The 16,334-nt window shown below is 36.2% G+C and carries 11 protein-coding genes; 3 read left to right on the top strand and 8 right to left on the bottom strand.

Annotation, left to right across the window (positions count from 1 at the left end):
• Positions 1 to 114 precede the first annotated feature (114 nt).
• Positions 115 to 1,689: a murein L,D-transpeptidase gene (locus ASG38_RS04755; protein WP_056067668.1), complete on the bottom strand. Its 1,575-nt coding sequence runs from the start codon at positions 1,687 to 1,689 to the stop codon at positions 115 to 117.
• 275 nt (positions 1,690 to 1,964) lie between these two features.
• Here ASG38_RS04755 and lepA point away from each other — a divergent pair, with 275 nt between their 5' ends.
• Both lepA and ASG38_RS04745 read left to right on the top strand, forming a co-directional pair.
• The gene (lepA, locus tag ASG38_RS04750; protein ID WP_056067666.1) at positions 1,965 to 3,761 is read left to right on the top strand and encodes a translation elongation factor 4; all 1,797 of its coding nucleotides are present in this window, start codon (positions 1,965 to 1,967) and stop codon (positions 3,759 to 3,761) included.
• A gap of 84 nt (positions 3,762 to 3,845) precedes the next feature.
• Complete coding sequence (locus tag ASG38_RS04745) at positions 3,846 to 4,808, top strand: YafY family protein (RefSeq protein ID WP_056067664.1); 963 nt, start codon at positions 3,846 to 3,848, stop codon at positions 4,806 to 4,808.
• A 163-nt stretch (positions 4,809 to 4,971) separates the two neighbouring features.
• Here ASG38_RS04745 and ASG38_RS04740 read toward each other — a convergent pair whose 3' ends face one another.
• The 3 genes from ASG38_RS04740 to ASG38_RS04730 form a co-directional block, all read right to left on the bottom strand.
• Positions 4,972 to 5,457, bottom strand: a complete 486-nt coding sequence (locus tag ASG38_RS04740; protein ID WP_056067662.1) for a DinB family protein — start codon at positions 5,455 to 5,457, stop codon at positions 4,972 to 4,974.
• A gap of 160 nt (positions 5,458 to 5,617) precedes the next feature.
• Entirely contained in the window at positions 5,618 to 9,268 is a 3,651-nt protein-coding gene (locus tag ASG38_RS04735) for a M1 family aminopeptidase (protein WP_056067660.1), read from the bottom strand.
• Between the two features lies 1 nt (position 9,269).
• Entirely contained in the window at positions 9,270 to 10,145 is an 876-nt protein-coding gene (locus tag ASG38_RS04730) for an ABC transporter ATP-binding protein (RefSeq protein ID WP_056067658.1), read from the bottom strand.
• Positions 10,146 to 10,313: 168 nt separating this feature from the next.
• On the opposite strand from ASG38_RS04730, the gene thiL reads away from it, so the two are divergent.
• Positions 10,314 to 11,360: a thiamine-phosphate kinase gene (gene thiL, locus ASG38_RS04725; RefSeq protein ID WP_056067656.1), complete on the top strand. Its 1,047-nt coding sequence runs from the start codon at positions 10,314 to 10,316 to the stop codon at positions 11,358 to 11,360.
• Between the two features lie 296 nt (positions 11,361 to 11,656).
• On the opposite strand, the gene ASG38_RS04720 is transcribed toward thiL, so the two are convergent.
• The 4 genes from ASG38_RS04720 to ASG38_RS04705 all read right to left on the bottom strand — a co-directional run bounded on the left by ASG38_RS04720 (position 11,657) and on the right by ASG38_RS04705 (position 15,956).
• Complete coding sequence (locus ASG38_RS04720; RefSeq protein WP_056067654.1) at positions 11,657 to 11,848, bottom strand: hypothetical protein; 192 nt, start codon at positions 11,846 to 11,848, stop codon at positions 11,657 to 11,659.
• Between the two features lie 530 nt (positions 11,849 to 12,378).
• A complete protein-coding gene (locus ASG38_RS04715) occupies positions 12,379 to 13,047 on the bottom strand; it encodes a response regulator (protein WP_056067651.1) in 669 nt (222 codons plus the stop codon).
• A gap of 13 nt (positions 13,048 to 13,060) precedes the next feature.
• A complete protein-coding gene (locus ASG38_RS04710; protein ID WP_056067649.1) occupies positions 13,061 to 15,094 on the bottom strand; it encodes a tetratricopeptide repeat-containing sensor histidine kinase in 2,034 nt (677 codons plus the stop codon).
• Positions 15,095 to 15,545: 451 nt separating this feature from the next.
• Positions 15,546 to 15,956, bottom strand: coding sequence for a hypothetical protein (locus ASG38_RS04705; RefSeq protein ID WP_056067647.1), 411 nt, complete (start codon positions 15,954 to 15,956; stop codon positions 15,546 to 15,548).
• Positions 15,957 to 16,334: the final 378 nt, after the last annotated feature.

The raw sequence follows: 16,334 nt of genomic DNA, 5'->3' as shown, positions 1-16,334 counted from the left end.
TTATGTTGGGACATAATGTTTGGGTCTTGTAAAATTAGGAAAAAACTTGATTCCCACCCTATTTAAAACAAAAAAAGACCGCACTTTACAGTACGGTCCCTATTTTTATTGTTTTCATGACTTATAAAGCAATGAAGCCAGCCTCGCGTCTCTGTTGTAAACATCATCAAAAAAACCAATCATGCCATTTTCATCTGCGAATGCGGTAAAATAAGCAATATAAACCGGAATTTTTTTCTTAAGCGTATAACTGTTTTCTTTTCCGGCATGCATTGCCTTATCTATTTTTTGGGGTGTCCAGTTTTTATCATCTTCCAAAATGGCCACCGCCAAATCTCTCGCTTTTTGCACGCGAACACATCCATGGCTAAATGCCCTGTTTTCTTTATTAAAAAGGCTTTTGGCCGGACTGTCATGGAGGTAGATGTTATTGGAATTAGGAAACATGAATTTCACGAGTCCGAGTGAGTTTTTATTACCCGGTTTCTGGCGAACTCTTCCATTGTTCCATTCCATATTATGGTTTGCCAAATAATTTTTGTCTTTTGCCATTCCAGGCTTTATCTCTTTTTCGATAATGCTTTTCGGGATATTCCAGTAGGGGCTAAAAACGAGATAGCTCATCTGCCCGCTAAAAACAATAGTCTTATTCATTTCTTTTCCTACTACCACATTAGATTCCAATCTCATTTTATTGTCTTTAAAATACCTCATCCTATACGAAGGAATATTAACCGCAATATATTCACCTCCTTTCGTTAGGTCTGTAGAAATCCAGCGGCAGCGCTCCATATTCACTACAATTGCCTTAATTCTTTCCTGTACGGGAACATTCAGGTGCTTTATCAAATCCGGCGTAATCAGGCTGTCCATTTCACGGGAATTTCTTTTTTTGTAGCTCATCAAGGCCTGCAATAGTTCATCGTCGTATTGGCTATTTCCGGAATCCTTACTCAAATCGCCAGAAATAAAAAGTCTTTTTCTGACTTCCGCAATTGTTTTGGAGCTGTCTCCGGGTTTAAGCGACTTGACACCCGCTTCCATTTCAATTGTACCCCAACCGCCTTTTTCTTCTATTTCGGTATATTTCTGCAATCCTTTTTTCAAATCATAATACAATGGCAGCAACTCGGAATCGTGTTTTTTCAGAAGATTAGGGTCTTTCATTAATGTATCCAGATAGGTAACATAAGAAACTTTTTCACGAGGCAAATACCAACCGGTTTCTTTACTCTCTTTAGGGTCTAATCCCTCCAGCACATTCTTGGCATAGAAAAAATACATTGATGAAATAAGCAGTTCCGAAGTCAAATCCGGCCCACCTTTTTCTTTTGCCTCATAAAATATGTCATTGATTTGTTGCTTATAAGGCAGTTGACTCTGAACACCTTCTGACTTAATCTGATTGACTTTGTCATACAGCGCTTCTGCAAATTCAATCAGTCCGCCACGGTCATACCAAATGTAATGGTAATCATGTTTCTTATACAGTTCCTTAATTTCCGGCTGAAAAGCTTTAAAATCAGGATATTTCGTAAAGAAACCTGCAATTTGGGTACTATCAAAAGGAATTACGTTTTCTTCTTCATGCACATCAACTCCTGAAAGGTCTTTATCTTTCTTCTTGCAGGATGCAACCAAAATAATAGATATGCAACAGAGTAACAGTATTGGAATTATCTTTTTCATAGGGCTATTCTTTTTACTAAATATAGAAAATTTATTTTTCGGATTAAAATTTTTCCATAAGAATTTTCCTTTTAACGCAGATTTAAGAGTCTTGATTTTCTTCTAAAACGGCACCCAATTTTTCCCTAAAAATCCGCTTTTAACTTAAAAACTAAAAAACTATATTTGCCGATTAATTCCTTATCTTTAAGGAAATACAGCGGAGAACGAAGGAAAATCCTGCCTTAAAGCCGGGATGGGGGTTATTACCTCAATAAAATTGATATAAAAAGAAGATGAAACATATTAGGAATTTTTGCATTATTGCACATATTGACCACGGGAAAAGCACACTTGCCGACCGTTTGCTAAGCGCAACAAGAACGGTATCTGCCCGCGAGGAGAAAGCCCAGTTGCTTGACAATATGGATCTTGAACGCGAACGAGGCATTACGATAAAGAGCCACGCTATCCAGATGGAATACCACTATAAAGGAGAGGATTATATCCTGAACCTTATTGATACTCCGGGACACGTGGACTTTTCATATGAAGTTTCCCGTTCGATTGCCGCTTGTGAAGGTGCGCTTTTGATTGTTGACGCAGCACAAAGCATACAGGCACAGACCATTTCGAATCTTTACCTGGCTTTGGAAAACGATTTGGAAATTATTCCTGTATTGAACAAAGTTGACCTTCCAAGTGCCAATCCTGAAGAAGTAAGCGATGATATTGTGGACCTGTTAGGATGCAAACTGGAAGAAATCATACATGCTTCAGGAAAAACCGGATTTGGTGTGGAAAATATTCTGGCTGCAATTATTGAAAGAGTTCCCCCTCCTAAAGGAGACCCAGAAGAGCCATTGCAGGCATTGATTTTTGATTCTGTCTACAATCCTTTCCGAGGTATTGAGGTAATCTTTAGAATTATTAACGGACAAATTAAAAAAGGCCAGAAGATTAAATTCATGGCTACCGGAAATGAATATTTTGCTGACGAAATTGGCACCTTGAAATTAAATCAGGTTCCAAAACCTATGATTTCCGCAGGTGATGTTGGTTATCTGATTTCCGGAATCAAAGAAGCAAAAGAAGTAAAAGTAGGTGATACATTGACCGATGCAAAAACACCTACAACCAATATGATTACAGGATTTGAAGACGTGAAACCGATGGTTTTCGCCGGAATTTATCCTGTTGACACGGAAGATTATGAAGATTTGAGGGCTTCAATGGAAAAATTGCAGCTGAATGATGCTTCCCTTGTCTTTACTCCTGAAAGTTCTGCCGCATTAGGATTTGGTTTCCGTTGCGGATTCCTGGGAATGTTGCACATGGAAATCATACAGGAGCGATTGGAACGCGAATTCAACATGACCGTAATCACCACCGTTCCTAACGTTTCTTATCTGGCTTATACCAAAAAGGAACCGGAAAAAGGTATTGTGGTTAACAACCCTTCAGACCTTCCGGAACCATCCAAACTGGACCGTGTTGAAGAACCGTATATCAAAGCAACCATCATTACCAAATCAGACTTTGTTGGAAACGTAATGTCGCTGTGTATTGAAAAGCGTGGTGTAATTACGAACCAGACTTACCTGACTACAGACCGTGTTGAACTTTCATTCGACATGCCTCTGGCTGAAATTGTATTTGATTTTTATGACCGTTTAAAAACAATCTCAAAAGGATATGCATCCTTTGATTATTCGCCAATAGGAATGAGAACTTCGAAATTGGTCAAGCTGGACGTTTTATTGAATGCACAAGGTGTAGATGCCCTTTCTGCCTTAATTCACGAGGACAACGCCTACAATATTGGCAAAAAAATGACCGAAAAATTACGTGAGTTGATTCCAAGACAACAGTTCGATATTCCAATTCAGGCGGCAATTGGGGCTAAAATTATCGCGCGTGAAACTATCAAAGCATTAAGAAAGGACGTTACTGCAAAATGTTATGGTGGCGATATTTCCCGTAAGCGAAAACTGTTGGAAAAACAGAAAAAAGGTAAAAAACGTATGAGACAGGTAGGAAACGTTGAAATTCCGCAGGAAGCTTTTATGGCGGTTTTGAAACTGAACGACTAGTTTTAAAAATAAAGAAAAACCTCGATAACGAAAGTTGTCGGGGTTTTTTGTTTTAATGTATCTTTGGTTAATAGTTTTTCAATTATGATGGATGAGTCTCCAAAAAGATTTGACAGGATTGTAGCAATCCTAATCCAATTACAGTCCAAAAAAATTATCCGGGCTCAGGAACTTGCAGACCGTTTTGAAGTGAGCCTGCGCACCATCTATAGAGACATCCGTACTCTTGAGGCTTCGGGCGTGCCTATTTATAGCGAAGCCGGTGTTGGCTATTCCTTACTCGACGGCTATCGCCTGCCTCCCGTTATGTTTACCCGCGAAGAAGCCAGCAGCTTTATTGCGGCTGAAAAACTGATGGAAAAATTTACAGACAAGGAACTACACAACCATTATACATCGGCAGCTTTTAAACTGAAAGCCGTATTGAAAAGTTCGGATAAGGATTGGATTTCAACAATTGAATCCAGTGTATTAATGCAGCCTGCCCGAAAGTTGTTTAATGAAAAAGCACCCAATGCGCTGGCATTGCTTTTTAAAAGTATTGCTGAAAAAACGCAGGTTGTTTTGACCTATCTGGCCATAGAAGCGGAAGTCCCTACCGAAAGGCTTATTGAGCCCGTTGGGGTTTTTCACGAAAATGAAAACTGGTACACCTTAGGATTTTGCCATTTGCGGAATGATTACAGGCAGTTCAGGGCTGACCGGATTCATCAAATCAAACCAACAGACAAACCTTTCTCTCTGGAACATCCGGATTTGGAAACTTATTTGCAGGATGACATGCAAAAATACAGCACCACTAAAGTCCGTATTGTAGTACCGAAAAAAATCTCGAAGTATATCGCTATGCAGAAAAAACATTACGGATTTGTTTCTCAAAAAGAAATAAATGACGGCAATGTTGAGATGACTTTTATGTCGCGTGATATTGAAGAAGGATTTTCCCGCTGGTATATGTCGTATGGAGATTATGCCACTATTTTGGAACCTGAAAGATTAAAAGAACGGGTTTCGGAATTGCTTTCCAAAACCCGTTCAAGGCTTTAAATTAATTGATTATCAGAAACCAATTTCAATAAGTTTATATTTTTTTTCCCTTGTTTTGCTACTTAGCGCCTTTGCGAGCCAGTATTTCACGCAAGGCCTCAGAGCCGCAAAGTTCATGTTGAACATTCCCTATCTGATGTAAACTTCCCGACAACCACTTAAATTATCTTTCCCAGAAGAATGGCGGTTCAATGTTCAAGGCTCTCAGGTAAACATAACCTTGGCCTCTGTGGTGGATTTCGTTATCAATAAAATAAAGAATATTGTCAATAATCGGGAATTCATACTGTCCGAAAAGATTGAATTTCTGGTTAAAGTCTGCCACATCCAATAAATTCCAGTTTTTATTGATTTCTTCTGTAGCTTCATCCCATTTGCGAAGATAATCTGCCTTGGTGGTTCCATTATCCATGTTTTCTACATAAGGCTTTTCGTCGCGTTCAACTATTCCTTTCAAAGCAGGCGATGCGATTGCCAGAAGTTCAGACGTCAGTTGGGCAAAGGTTCTCATCCCTCCAATTGAAAATTCGAAAAATTCTTTTTCAGGAAAAGCTTCGATGACACGACGGGTCAATGCGCGGTGTCCTTGCCAGTGTCTTAATAAATTGTCTTTGCTGATAATCTGTGGTGCTTGAGCTGTTGCATTCATAATTTTTTTGTTTTTTATTGTTCTACATGTCAAAGGTAAATGGGGTTGGTGACAACAGTTTGTCAGCAGTATTTTTTAATTTTTTATTTTTTTTCCGGGCATAAAAAAACCTGCAGTCAAAATGAGCTGCAGGTCTTATTTTATCAGGAAATATACTCTTTTAGTTCTTTCTCCTGTTGTCGTTTGAATTGGTATCGATAAGCTTGTTGTATGGGTCAATTCCAACCTCAACCGGTTTTTCATCAACTATTATTACAAACTTATTGTCAATTTGGGTAATCTTATGTTTTTTGAGATAGAGTTCTTTTTCTTTGACTTTACCTTTTACGGTTTGTTCACCAAATACACCCACCTCTACATAATCATTTAAAGGATACGATTCTATTGCATGTTTATCGCCTTTACCTTTATACGTAAGTGTTTTGCCACTTTCATCTTTAAAAGAACGTTTTCCTTTTTCATCCGAACGGTATTTGCTTACCAGCGCGTCAATCGTTACTTCATATTTGCCATTTGGCAGTTTTTTAGAAGAGAAATTCTTGATGCGGTTATCATAGAGCGTAATCGTTTCGAACATATCCTTAATCATGTATTTCAGGGAATCCGGAGTTGCCTCATTCAAATAGGAAACAAATTCTATCGAATTGGTATATGGCGCTTCCTGATAAGCTACTTTATCACGGTATTTTTTCAAGGCATTGTTCATGTTCTTTTCACCTATGTAGTCGCTTAGGGCATATAAAACCAAAGAACCTTTGTTGTAGTGGATATATTGCTGATTTTCATTGTACATCAACGGCTGTTCTTTCTTGCTCTCAAAAGTTCTTCCCATCAAATAACTGTCTAATGCATCCTTAAGGAACATCCTCATCTGTGATTTCCCATATTCATGCTCCAATACTTTCAGGGAACTGTATTCTGATAAACTTTCAGACATTAGTGTTGCGCCCTGTACATTTGCCCCAATAACCTGGTGTGCCCACCATTGGTGTGCCATTTCATGCGAAGTAATTGAAAACGGATAATCAACCGCATTTTCATCTTCATCTTTAACATGGGCTATAAAACCAACTGCTTCAGAATACGGGATTGTATTGGCAAAAGATTGCGCAAAACCACCACCTGTTCTTGGAAACTCAATAATTCGTGCCTGTTTATGCTGATACGGACCAAAGTTTTCAGTATAATATTCCAATGATTTTTTAATTCCTTTTATCATTCGGTCTATATTGTATTCGTGACCTTTTTGATAATAGATTTCAATGTTGACATCTTTCCACTTGTCTTTTTTCACTTCATACCGCGCCGATTGGTAGGCATAGAAATTCAACATTTTTTGGTCCATCTTATAATGGAAATAGTTCCTGCCGTTTTCTTTCCATTGTTTTTCCAAATAACCCGGTGCAATAGCAATCTGGTCATCTGAAGTACTAACAGTAGTTTCAAAATTAACCCAGTCAGCATCATTAGAAATGTAAGTATTCTGTCTTGCTATACTGTCTGTTGGCTTAGCCATTCTTTCTTTTGGTTTCAGACCATATTTTGCTCTTGTTTCATCATCCCAAAGCTCTCCGCTTTCCGAATATCCGATAGACGGGAAATAGCTGTTATTGATGAACGTACCATTTTCTAAAACCGGAGAATGGCTCGTAATAAAAGTATTAGGCTTGTTGTACACCTCAAATTCCAATTTTATGGAATCACCAGGTGCCAAAGGTGTTTTCAACCTGTAGATGTTAAAATGAAAAAGCGTATCTCTTGAAACCAATTCAGTTTCCCTATTGAACTTGAACTTACTTTCAAATCCGTTATAATTCAGGAATATTGAGTCAATGGTTTCTTTTGATTTGTTCTTCATGAAATAGTAGCCTTTTGCCTTAAAATCCCTGCTTTTTGGATAAATATCCATATTCACATTGATATCCGTGATTCTTGGCTGAGCATAATGCTCGTATTTCTTATATTTCTTTTCCCATTCTACTGCCTGTTTTTCATTTTCTTTTTGAGAATAATATGGATTTCTGACATTGTCTTCATAATAAATAGCACTTCCTATAGCCAGGAAACCTACCAATGCTACTATCATTGGGATTGCCAATTTTGGAGAAAAGCGTTTTCTGGCATTGGCAAATCTTTCTTTGATTGACATCGGGATGCCACGCTTCCAAAACAACAGTGCAATACAAAACAAGACTATGCCCAATAGGTTCCAATACAACTTATACAGATAATAGCTGTTTAGTGAATGCCCGTATCCGTTCATATCAGAATAAGCATATCCTGTATCAGAATTAAATCTGAAAATATCCTGTTCAATTCCTATTTGTGATAAAAACTGTATTCCTATAGAAAGCAGCATCAGGATAAAAAAGCCTAACAGATAGTTTTTGAAAATTGTCTGAATGAATACGGCCATAAAAGCCCAGGCTATAAAATGGAATATTTTTATGCCATATAATTCAAACAGATAATGCCCGATTTCAAAATTATAATAACCATGATACAATTGTACCAAGACTCCGGCAATCAAAATCAGGATTAGAAGTACAATTTGCATTTTTACGATTGCTATAAACTTTGAAAATAGCAGTACCCAGTTTGGGATTGGCGTAACATCAACCAAATGGCTCATTCTTGTTGTATCTGCCCTATGGATCAGTATACCCGCAAACAAGAAAGTTAGTATATTAATAAAAAGCATGAAAAAACCTCCTGAAACCTCAAGCATCTGCCAGGTTACCGGATATGTATCCGTTCCGAAAATATTACCTGCTGAAAAAGCAATCGCCACTAACAAAAGAAGCCCTATTATTGAAATGACAATAAATGCCCAATTTCTAAGGATAAATCTAAAATCCACATTTGACAGGCTCCATGCTGTTTTTAAATTTTGCCAGTTTGAAAAATCAAATTTCACGACCGGAAGCTCAATTCTTGTGATTCCCCCAAAATTATTCTTGACAGCTCTTTCGCTCTTCTTACTTTTTCCAATGGTCAATGCCGTTTGGCTAAATGAGAAATAATAATACAGCAGCCCTAAGATAACAAGAGAAATCCCCATCCAGATAAGCCTGTTATAGATAATCACGCCTTCAAACGGCAACAGGTTTTCATTCTGCTCGGCAATTGTCCAGTATTTAGTATAATAGCTTGCCGCTTCCATTCCGAAAGGCTCCCATAAAGCCACCACATATCTATTATCGATATCCTGTGTAAAGCTAGAAAGTACTACCTGCAATAACAACACCAGAATAACCCCGATAAATCCAACAGAAATGTTTCGGGAAATGGTTACCAATGCAAAAATAAGAACACCGAAAAAGAACAGGTTCGGGATGACATAAATCAGATAAATCTGTGCATAGGCCACTGGATTAAAAGGAAGCAACAAGTCATGATTTACCCACGGCAGTACTGATGCCGCAACAATACCCAGAATAATAGTCAGGGTGATGAGGATAACAACAAACAGGGAACTTAAAAATTTTCCGGCAATATAATCCAGTTTCGTAAACGGATAGGAAAACAATATCGTATGCATATTGAATCTGAAATCTCTATATACAGACGACCCAACGATGATAGGCAACAGGAAATAAATAAGGACATTCATTCCGTTGATAAAACCATTTAACGCTGTAGGCGAATTGGCATAGGCATTAGAGCTTCTTGCCGCAGTCAGATCATCAAAAACACCAAAGTTCGCAGCTGCAAAGAGGAAAGACATTCCAAAAAACAGCGCCGCGAATATATAAAACGAAGGGTTCCTGAACCATCGTTTTAGTTCAAAGTTAAATATCGTTGAAAACATATTATTGGTCTGATTTAAGTGCTACAAAATATACGTCTTCCAGTTGCGGAGCGGCTTCGACAAATGTTTCGTCCGGCTTTTCGTTGCTATACACTTTAATGTTCAGGGTATTATCCTGGTTGTATTTTGAAGAAATTACGTTAAAATCACGCTCATAAACATCCAGGTCTTCACGAACAATTACTTTTGTCCAGATTTGACCTTTCAATCTTTCTTCAGCCTGCTCCGGAGTGCCCTGGGCAAGGATTTTCCCTCCATTCAAAATAGCCATTTCGTGGCATAATTCTTTTACGTCATCTACAATGTGTGTAGAAAAAATAACCGTATGATTGGTTCCTATTTCTCTCAAAACATTCAGGAATCGGTGGCGTTCTGCCGGGTCCAAACCTGCCGTTGGCTCATCAACAATAATCAATTTAGGATTATTCAATAATAATTGCGCAATCCCGAAACGCTGTTTCATACCGCCGGAATAGCCACTTACTGATTTGTTTCTTTGTTCATAAAGATTGGTAACTTCCAAAACCTTTTTCACCAATTCTTTTCTTTCTGATTTTGAAGAAATTCCTTTTAGTCTCGCAAAATAATCCAAAAGTTTTTCTGCGGACATGTTTGGATAAACACCAAATTCCTGAGGCAGATAGCCTAAAATTTTCCTTAAAGCAATATTATCTTCCAGCACATTAATGCCATCAAATTCGATAGTACCGGAATCTGGTTTTTGTAAAGTAGCAATGGTTCTCATTAAAGAAGATTTTCCTGCACCGTTTGGCCCTAAAAGACCAAACATTCCGGAACCTATCTCCAGATTTAAGCTATCTAAAGCCTTAACGCCATTTTTATACGTCTTACTTAAGTTGTTAATTTTAAGCTTCATAATTTGTAAATATTTTGGTTGATTATAATGGATTAGTGGAAAAACCCTCTTTTTTGTTACACATTTTTATAGTCTATTTTTAAAAATAAGCGTTTTTAACAAATAAACTTTGTGATTTACTGACAATTCCAAAGTTCGTACCTTTGCATTTCATATTACAGAACGAAAATGATTGAAGATAAAAACCAGCAACGTACTAGCTTGTCTGAATTAGGAGAATTCGGGCTTATAAAACACCTGACAAAAAATTTCGAAATCAACCAACCTTCCACTTTTAAAGGAATTGGAGATGATGCGGCAGTTTTGGATTTCAAAGATAAAAAGGCGGTCATTTCAACCGATTTGCTTATTGAAGGCGTACATTTTGATTTGGCATATATGCCCTTAAAACATTTGGGATATAAATCTGTCGTAGTAAATTTATCTGACATTTATGCCATGAATGCCAAACCTACTCAAATTACGGTTTCGGTAGCTGTTTCAAACCGTTTTCCCTTGGAAGCCTTAGAGGAATTGTTTGACGGAATAGCCCTGGCGGCAAAAGAGTATACTGTTGATGTGATTGGCGGAGATACGACTTCTTCTCAAAAAGGACTGATCATCAGCATTACTGCAATAGGTGAAGCAGAGGAATCTGAATTGGTGTACCGAAATGGGGCCAAATCCAATGACCTTCTTGTCGTTACAGGCGATATTGGTTCCGCTTATATGGGATTACAGGTTTTAGAAAGAGAAAAACAGGTATTTCAGGTAAATCCGAACAACCAACCCGACCTGGACGCCTATACTTATATTATAGAACGACAGCTAAAACCGGAAGCTAGAAAAGACATCCGGACTTTGTTGCATGCTTTAGAAGTAAAACCAACTTCAATGATTGATATTTCTGACGGATTGTCTTCGGAAATTATCCATATCTGTAAGCAATCCGAAGTTGGATGCAACTTATATGAAGATAAACTGCCACTTGACCCGCAGTTAATCAATGTTTGTGAAGAGTTCAACATTGACAGTACTACAGTTGCCATCAATGGTGGCGAGGACTACGAACTTCTGTTTACGATTTCTATGGACGATTATGATAAGATTAAAGGAAATCCAAATTTTACCGTTATCGGGCATATGACTCCGGAAAGTGAAGGCATACATCTGGTGACGAGAGCCAATACAAAAATTCCATTAAAAGCTCGTGGTTGGAATGCCCTGAACGGCTAATCCTAAAAAAAGGCATAAAAAAAAGCGATGGTTGGGGATCATCGCTTTTTTTATTTTTCCAATTGGATAAGCAGTAGTGTTTTGTAGGTTTAAGCCAATTTGGGGGCTAACAAAAGGGTGGTATTTCTTGGTTTTACTGCTTAAACGTTCTTGGGTTTTACTTTTAATCTCTTCAATGAAAAAACTTATACTTTATTACGTTGTAAAACTACATCAGTAATTCATTAGTTGTTTACGGTTTTCCCGCATTTGTTTTACGGTTTTCCCGTAAAACTAAAAAACTATAATTCAACGTATTAATCTATTTTCCTGTCGTTCAGCAAAAAATATTCATTGTTTTTCACTACTGTTATTTTTGGCTGTTTTGACGAATCTTTACTTTCACGCCTGGCTACATTCTGCCTGGAATTCTTTTTCACATTTGTTTCGCTTTTGCAGCAAAGCAAAGCTGTTAAGGTGGCTATTATGATTATGCTCTTTATTTTCATTTAATTCTATCTGATTTATCAATGCTAAATTATTCAACAGACACTTAGCGTGTTTGCGGTTTTCCCGCATTTGTTTTACGGTTTAGCCGTATTCAAAAAATCTAAGAGCATAAAAAAAGCGGCACTTTGGGGAGTTACCGCATTTTTATTTTTTTGGAATCGCAAGCAGCCGATTGATTTTTGGGGGTTAAGTCAATTTTGGGGGCTGACAAAAGGGTAATATCATTAAATTTTTTACTGCTTACTTGCTTCCGGCTCTTTAAAAAAGACGTTTTTGATTACAGTGTAAAACTAGCCATTACAGCATCTAGTTGTTTGCGGTTTTCCCGCATTTGTTTTACGGTTTTCCCGTAATCCTTTTGTTAGCCCAATAAAAAAGCTGCCTTGCGGGCAGCTTTTTTTGAAGAAACGAAATAAAAAAGGTACCCCCTAATTTATTCTAACTCAAAATTACAATGCTAAATTACAGCTATTTACTACAGGCTGTTTGCGGTTTTCCCGCATTTATTTTACGGTTTAACCGCATCTGTTTAGATGAATCCTCTGAGTCTGGCTTCATTGATAAGGTCTTCATCATTTCCGCCTTTAATTTTGAACAAATCTTTCAGGTTTAGTTTTCTTTTTTCGACAGCGCTCAAAGACAGCGGTGTATGCAAAGGAATATTCTTAGTCTTTACTCCTCTTGATAAATGGTAAAGTATCTGACGGTCGTACTCGTCAATCAGGTTACTGTCGCTGGATTGCTGGCTTACAAACTTAACAACCGTCTGGCTGTAATAGTTTTCATTTTTCAGTATCTTATCAAAAGCGATGAGCAACTCATCAAAAGTCAGGTCATTTTTGATGATAAGACCATTAGGGTTGATGGTCTTTATGATGTTGTTTATCTTTAGCGACTCGGTGTGCATTGTCAGCAATATTACACGACAGGACGGCAAAACTGTTTTCATCAACTTGGCAAGGTCCTCACCCGAAAGTATATTCTTTTCCTGATAGGGAGGCATACTGATATCGAAAAACGCCACATCATACGGAACTATTGCCGGGTTGGTCAGGATTTCATATGCCGACTTACAGTCGTTTGCCTGTGTGATATTGAACTCAAATTCTGCCGGGTGGTAGCCGGCAATGGTATTCTTATACGCCTCAATAATAAACGGGTGATCGTCAACAATCAGAATGTTTAGTTTTTTTGCCATGGTGTTATGTGTGTTATTTTTGATTGGTTTCCAATGGAAATGCAACCGTTATAGTGGTTCCTTTACCTATTTTTGACTTAATATCAAAAGTAGCTTCACAGGCATTTGCCCTTGAGAGCATGTTCTGAAGGCCAATGCCTTTACTTTTTTTGCTTACTGAGAATCCTACTCCATCATCTGTCACAGTTAGCCTTAATGTTTTTTCCTGTTTTATGATTTCAATCCTGATATTTTCTGCCTGGGCATATTTATTGATGTTTAGCAAGGCTTCCTGAAGGATTCGATATAAATTAATCTTGATGTAGTTTTCAATCTTTTCCCATTCAATTTCCATATCCACCACAAAAGAAACTTTAGCCTGTGAAACCGTTTCCTGCTGTTCAATCAGGCTATTGATGATTCCTATAAAATTATTGTTTAAGGCATGTTTCTCACGGTTAAGATCGTGTGAGATTTCACGAATGTCCTGTTCAATATTCTTAAGTTCAACCAGATAATTATTTCTGCTTGTAATAGCCTCTTCGTCCTGTCTTTTATTTAAACTGTCCAGATTTAGTCGGGCACCAAATAATCTGCCTAAAATTCCGTCATGAAGTTCCTGTGCAATCCTGACCTTTTCATTCGTTCTTCCTTCTTCTATTTTATTTTGCTGATAAAGCATCAGGTTGTAAATATCTTCATTTGCCTTTTGTTGTGCTTGTTTTAGCATCAGCTCCTTAGTTTTAGAGCGTTGATTTTTGATTACAAAAAGAAGAATTCCAATCATCACAACCAGCCCAAAAAAGAAAAGAATGTTTCTGTTTTGTTCGGCTAATTTGTCTTTTTGTTGAATGATTTCATCAGTTTCATATTCTATTCGGGCAAATTTATCTTTTGATTTTCGTTCTGCACTTTGAAGGCTGTCATTGATTCTTATATATTCTTCAGAATAAATAGATGCTTTTTGTGGTTCAATTGTCCCCAGTTGTTTTAAAGAGCATAGAAGTGCACTATAATTCTTAATATTCCTAGAAAGCAAAAGTGCTTCATGTCCATATTTTTTTGCTTTTAAGCTGTCCTTTTCTAATAAATAATATTCGGAAAGATGTAATTTATTATAAATTATACCTGTTTTAAGATTTAAACTATCTCTAATTTTTAATGACTTATAAAATAGCTCTGGAAGTTGAGAATAATTTTTAGTTTTTAGTTTTGAATAAGCAAGATTATCCAGTATTAACGCATATAGATCCGCTTTTTCTACAGATAAGTCTTTATCCTGTAGTAAAGCTTCGTTAAATTTTTCAATCGCTATCTTATGCTTGTTATCATTTTGGTAAACATTTCCTATATTATTCAAAGAACTTGCTTTCTCATGAAAAATATTCATATTATTTTCCTTGGCCAAGTTTAGCGCTTTCGTATGATATTCTAATGCTTTTTCATAATCTTTGAGTTCGTTCGAGATAATTCCGAGTAAATTATATGCTTCATATATTTTATTCTTATTGTTACTATCTCTTAAAGCATTTAAAGCTTTAATAGCTGATAATTCACTTCCTAGAAAATCATTTTCATAACTTTGTACAGTCGCAATACTTATATATACGCCTCCTAAATTAACTTTATCATTTAATTTCTGATACAATTTTTCAGCTTTTGAATAATAAGAATACGCACTATCCCTTCTGAGAGAATTTGTATAGTAATCTCCTAAATAAGAATAGGCTTTTGCAACACTAATTGTGTCATTATCGCTTTTAGCCTTTTCCAAAACTATGCGAGTAGTTTTCTGATACTCCTCAAAATTATTCATATTAAAATACCTGTTCGCTACCTTAAAAAGATTTACCCTATTTAAGGAATCATTATCCTGATTGATTAAAATGGCAAATGCTTTTTTGTTATAGGACAGTCTATCTTCATAAGGAATAGTATCTTCATTTGCAAGGGTCAGATAAGTAGCAAGAGTATCGGATATGCTTTTTTCAGAAAATTTTTCTTTTTTCTTTGAGCATCCAAGAAGTAACAGACCAATGACGAAAGAGAGGAGGTAGTATTTTTTCAATAGTCTAAAAGTTTGTCCCCAAAAATAGTAAATCTATTGACACAAAGGATAGAGTATTTGATAAATTAGCTGATATAGAATTTCTAAAATACTATCTAGAAGTTTCTCTCGAACAAAGGGTTGATTTAATTGACTAACTTCCGTTGTGAATTTTTATTTTAGTCACGGATTAAACTAATTACGGTGATTTAGGAAATCTATTTAAATAAAAGTCTACCTCAGGTATCTATCTTATAAACTTTGCTACCCCTGCGGCTTTGCATAAAAAAATTGCCAGCAAAGTCGTTGAGCAAAAAAGTATAATTTATAAAATTTGTTTTGGTATAAAGTTTCCGACAATCAATTGAATTTAATTTCGAATGATAATTTTAGGTGTATGCTACTGAATAAAAAGGCAGGATTTCCATGGCAACTATGGAAAATCCTGCCTATTATAATATCATCAGCAGAATTATTCTGCTTTGACAGTAATTGTAGTGTCTTCTATGAATTTATATTCTCCCTTTTTGTAGATTTCTTTATTGGGCAATATAATTTCATAGGTGTAAATGCCTTTTGGAAGTTCAAAAATGCATTCTTTTCCGTCTTTCTGGATTACCATTTCTTTTTTAACAACATTATCCTGATCATCTTTACCAACCATACTGAATGTTATTTTTTCTGCCAGCTTATTCTTGATGCAGACATTTTCTACAATTTTCGGGTTGGATGTTTTTGTTTCAGTCTTACTGCTTTTTAGAATAGATAATCCATTGATTATAATTTCTCCGCTTTTCAAAGCTTTATCAAAATCAGATTGGCTAAAACCGACATTATTGATAAAAAAAAGCATGATGAAGAATAGCTTAAATTGTTTATTCATCTTTTGTTTCAAAAACAAACGGTTTCTATAAGAAGAGCAACAATAAAAAATTCGATTATTATTTAATATTTAAAAAAAGATATATTGCAATTACCATTGAAAGAAAAATACCAATAATAAAAAGGGACCTTCTATTTCCCAATGAATTTGACTTTTTTTGTTCATAGAGACTATATAGAAAAGAAATTATCGATACCAATAAAAGTATTAAAATTATAATTACTGTTTTATCAGAATATCTTTGTTTATCCGTATAGCCAATGATAATTATTGCCACAAAGCAAATAATCGGTATTTTGTTTATTGTTTTTATCATTCAGCACCTTTATATTTGAGATATAACTGAAAGAATAAAACTTTTTAATTTAATAATTTACT

It is taken from the genome of Flavobacterium sp. Leaf359, from assembly GCF_001423985.1.
Taxonomy (GTDB): Bacteria; Bacteroidota; Bacteroidia; order Flavobacteriales; family Flavobacteriaceae; genus Flavobacterium; species Flavobacterium lindanitolerans.
The sequence above is the reverse complement of the archived record's forward strand: the minus strand, read 5'-3'. Positions and strand labels throughout refer to the sequence as shown.

What these genes read in the sequence shown, in the direction of transcription:
- ASG38_RS04755 (WP_056067668.1), bottom strand. Translation starts at nt 1,689, where the DNA reads ATGAAAAAGATAATTCCAATACTGTTACTCTGTTGCATATCTATTATT.
- lepA (WP_056067666.1), top strand. Translation starts at nt 1,965, where the DNA reads ATGAAACATATTAGGAATTTTTGCATTATTGCACATATTGACCACGGG.
- ASG38_RS04745 (WP_056067664.1), top strand. Translation starts at nt 3,846, where the DNA reads ATGATGGATGAGTCTCCAAAAAGATTTGACAGGATTGTAGCAATCCTA.
- ASG38_RS04740 (WP_056067662.1), bottom strand. Translation starts at nt 5,457, where the DNA reads ATGAATGCAACAGCTCAAGCACCACAGATTATCAGCAAAGACAATTTA.
- ASG38_RS04735 (WP_056067660.1), bottom strand. Translation starts at nt 9,268, where the DNA reads ATGTTTTCAACGATATTTAACTTTGAACTAAAACGATGGTTCAGGAAC.
- ASG38_RS04730 (WP_056067658.1), bottom strand. Translation starts at nt 10,145, where the DNA reads ATGAAGCTTAAAATTAACAACTTAAGTAAGACGTATAAAAATGGCGTT.
- thiL (WP_056067656.1), top strand. Translation starts at nt 10,314, where the DNA reads ATGATTGAAGATAAAAACCAGCAACGTACTAGCTTGTCTGAATTAGGA.
- ASG38_RS04720 (WP_056067654.1), bottom strand. Translation starts at nt 11,848, where the DNA reads ATGAAAATAAAGAGCATAATCATAATAGCCACCTTAACAGCTTTGCTT.
- ASG38_RS04715 (WP_056067651.1), bottom strand. Translation starts at nt 13,047, where the DNA reads ATGGCAAAAAAACTAAACATTCTGATTGTTGACGATCACCCGTTTATT.
- ASG38_RS04705 (WP_056067647.1), bottom strand. Translation starts at nt 15,956, where the DNA reads ATGAATAAACAATTTAAGCTATTCTTCATCATGCTTTTTTTTATCAAT.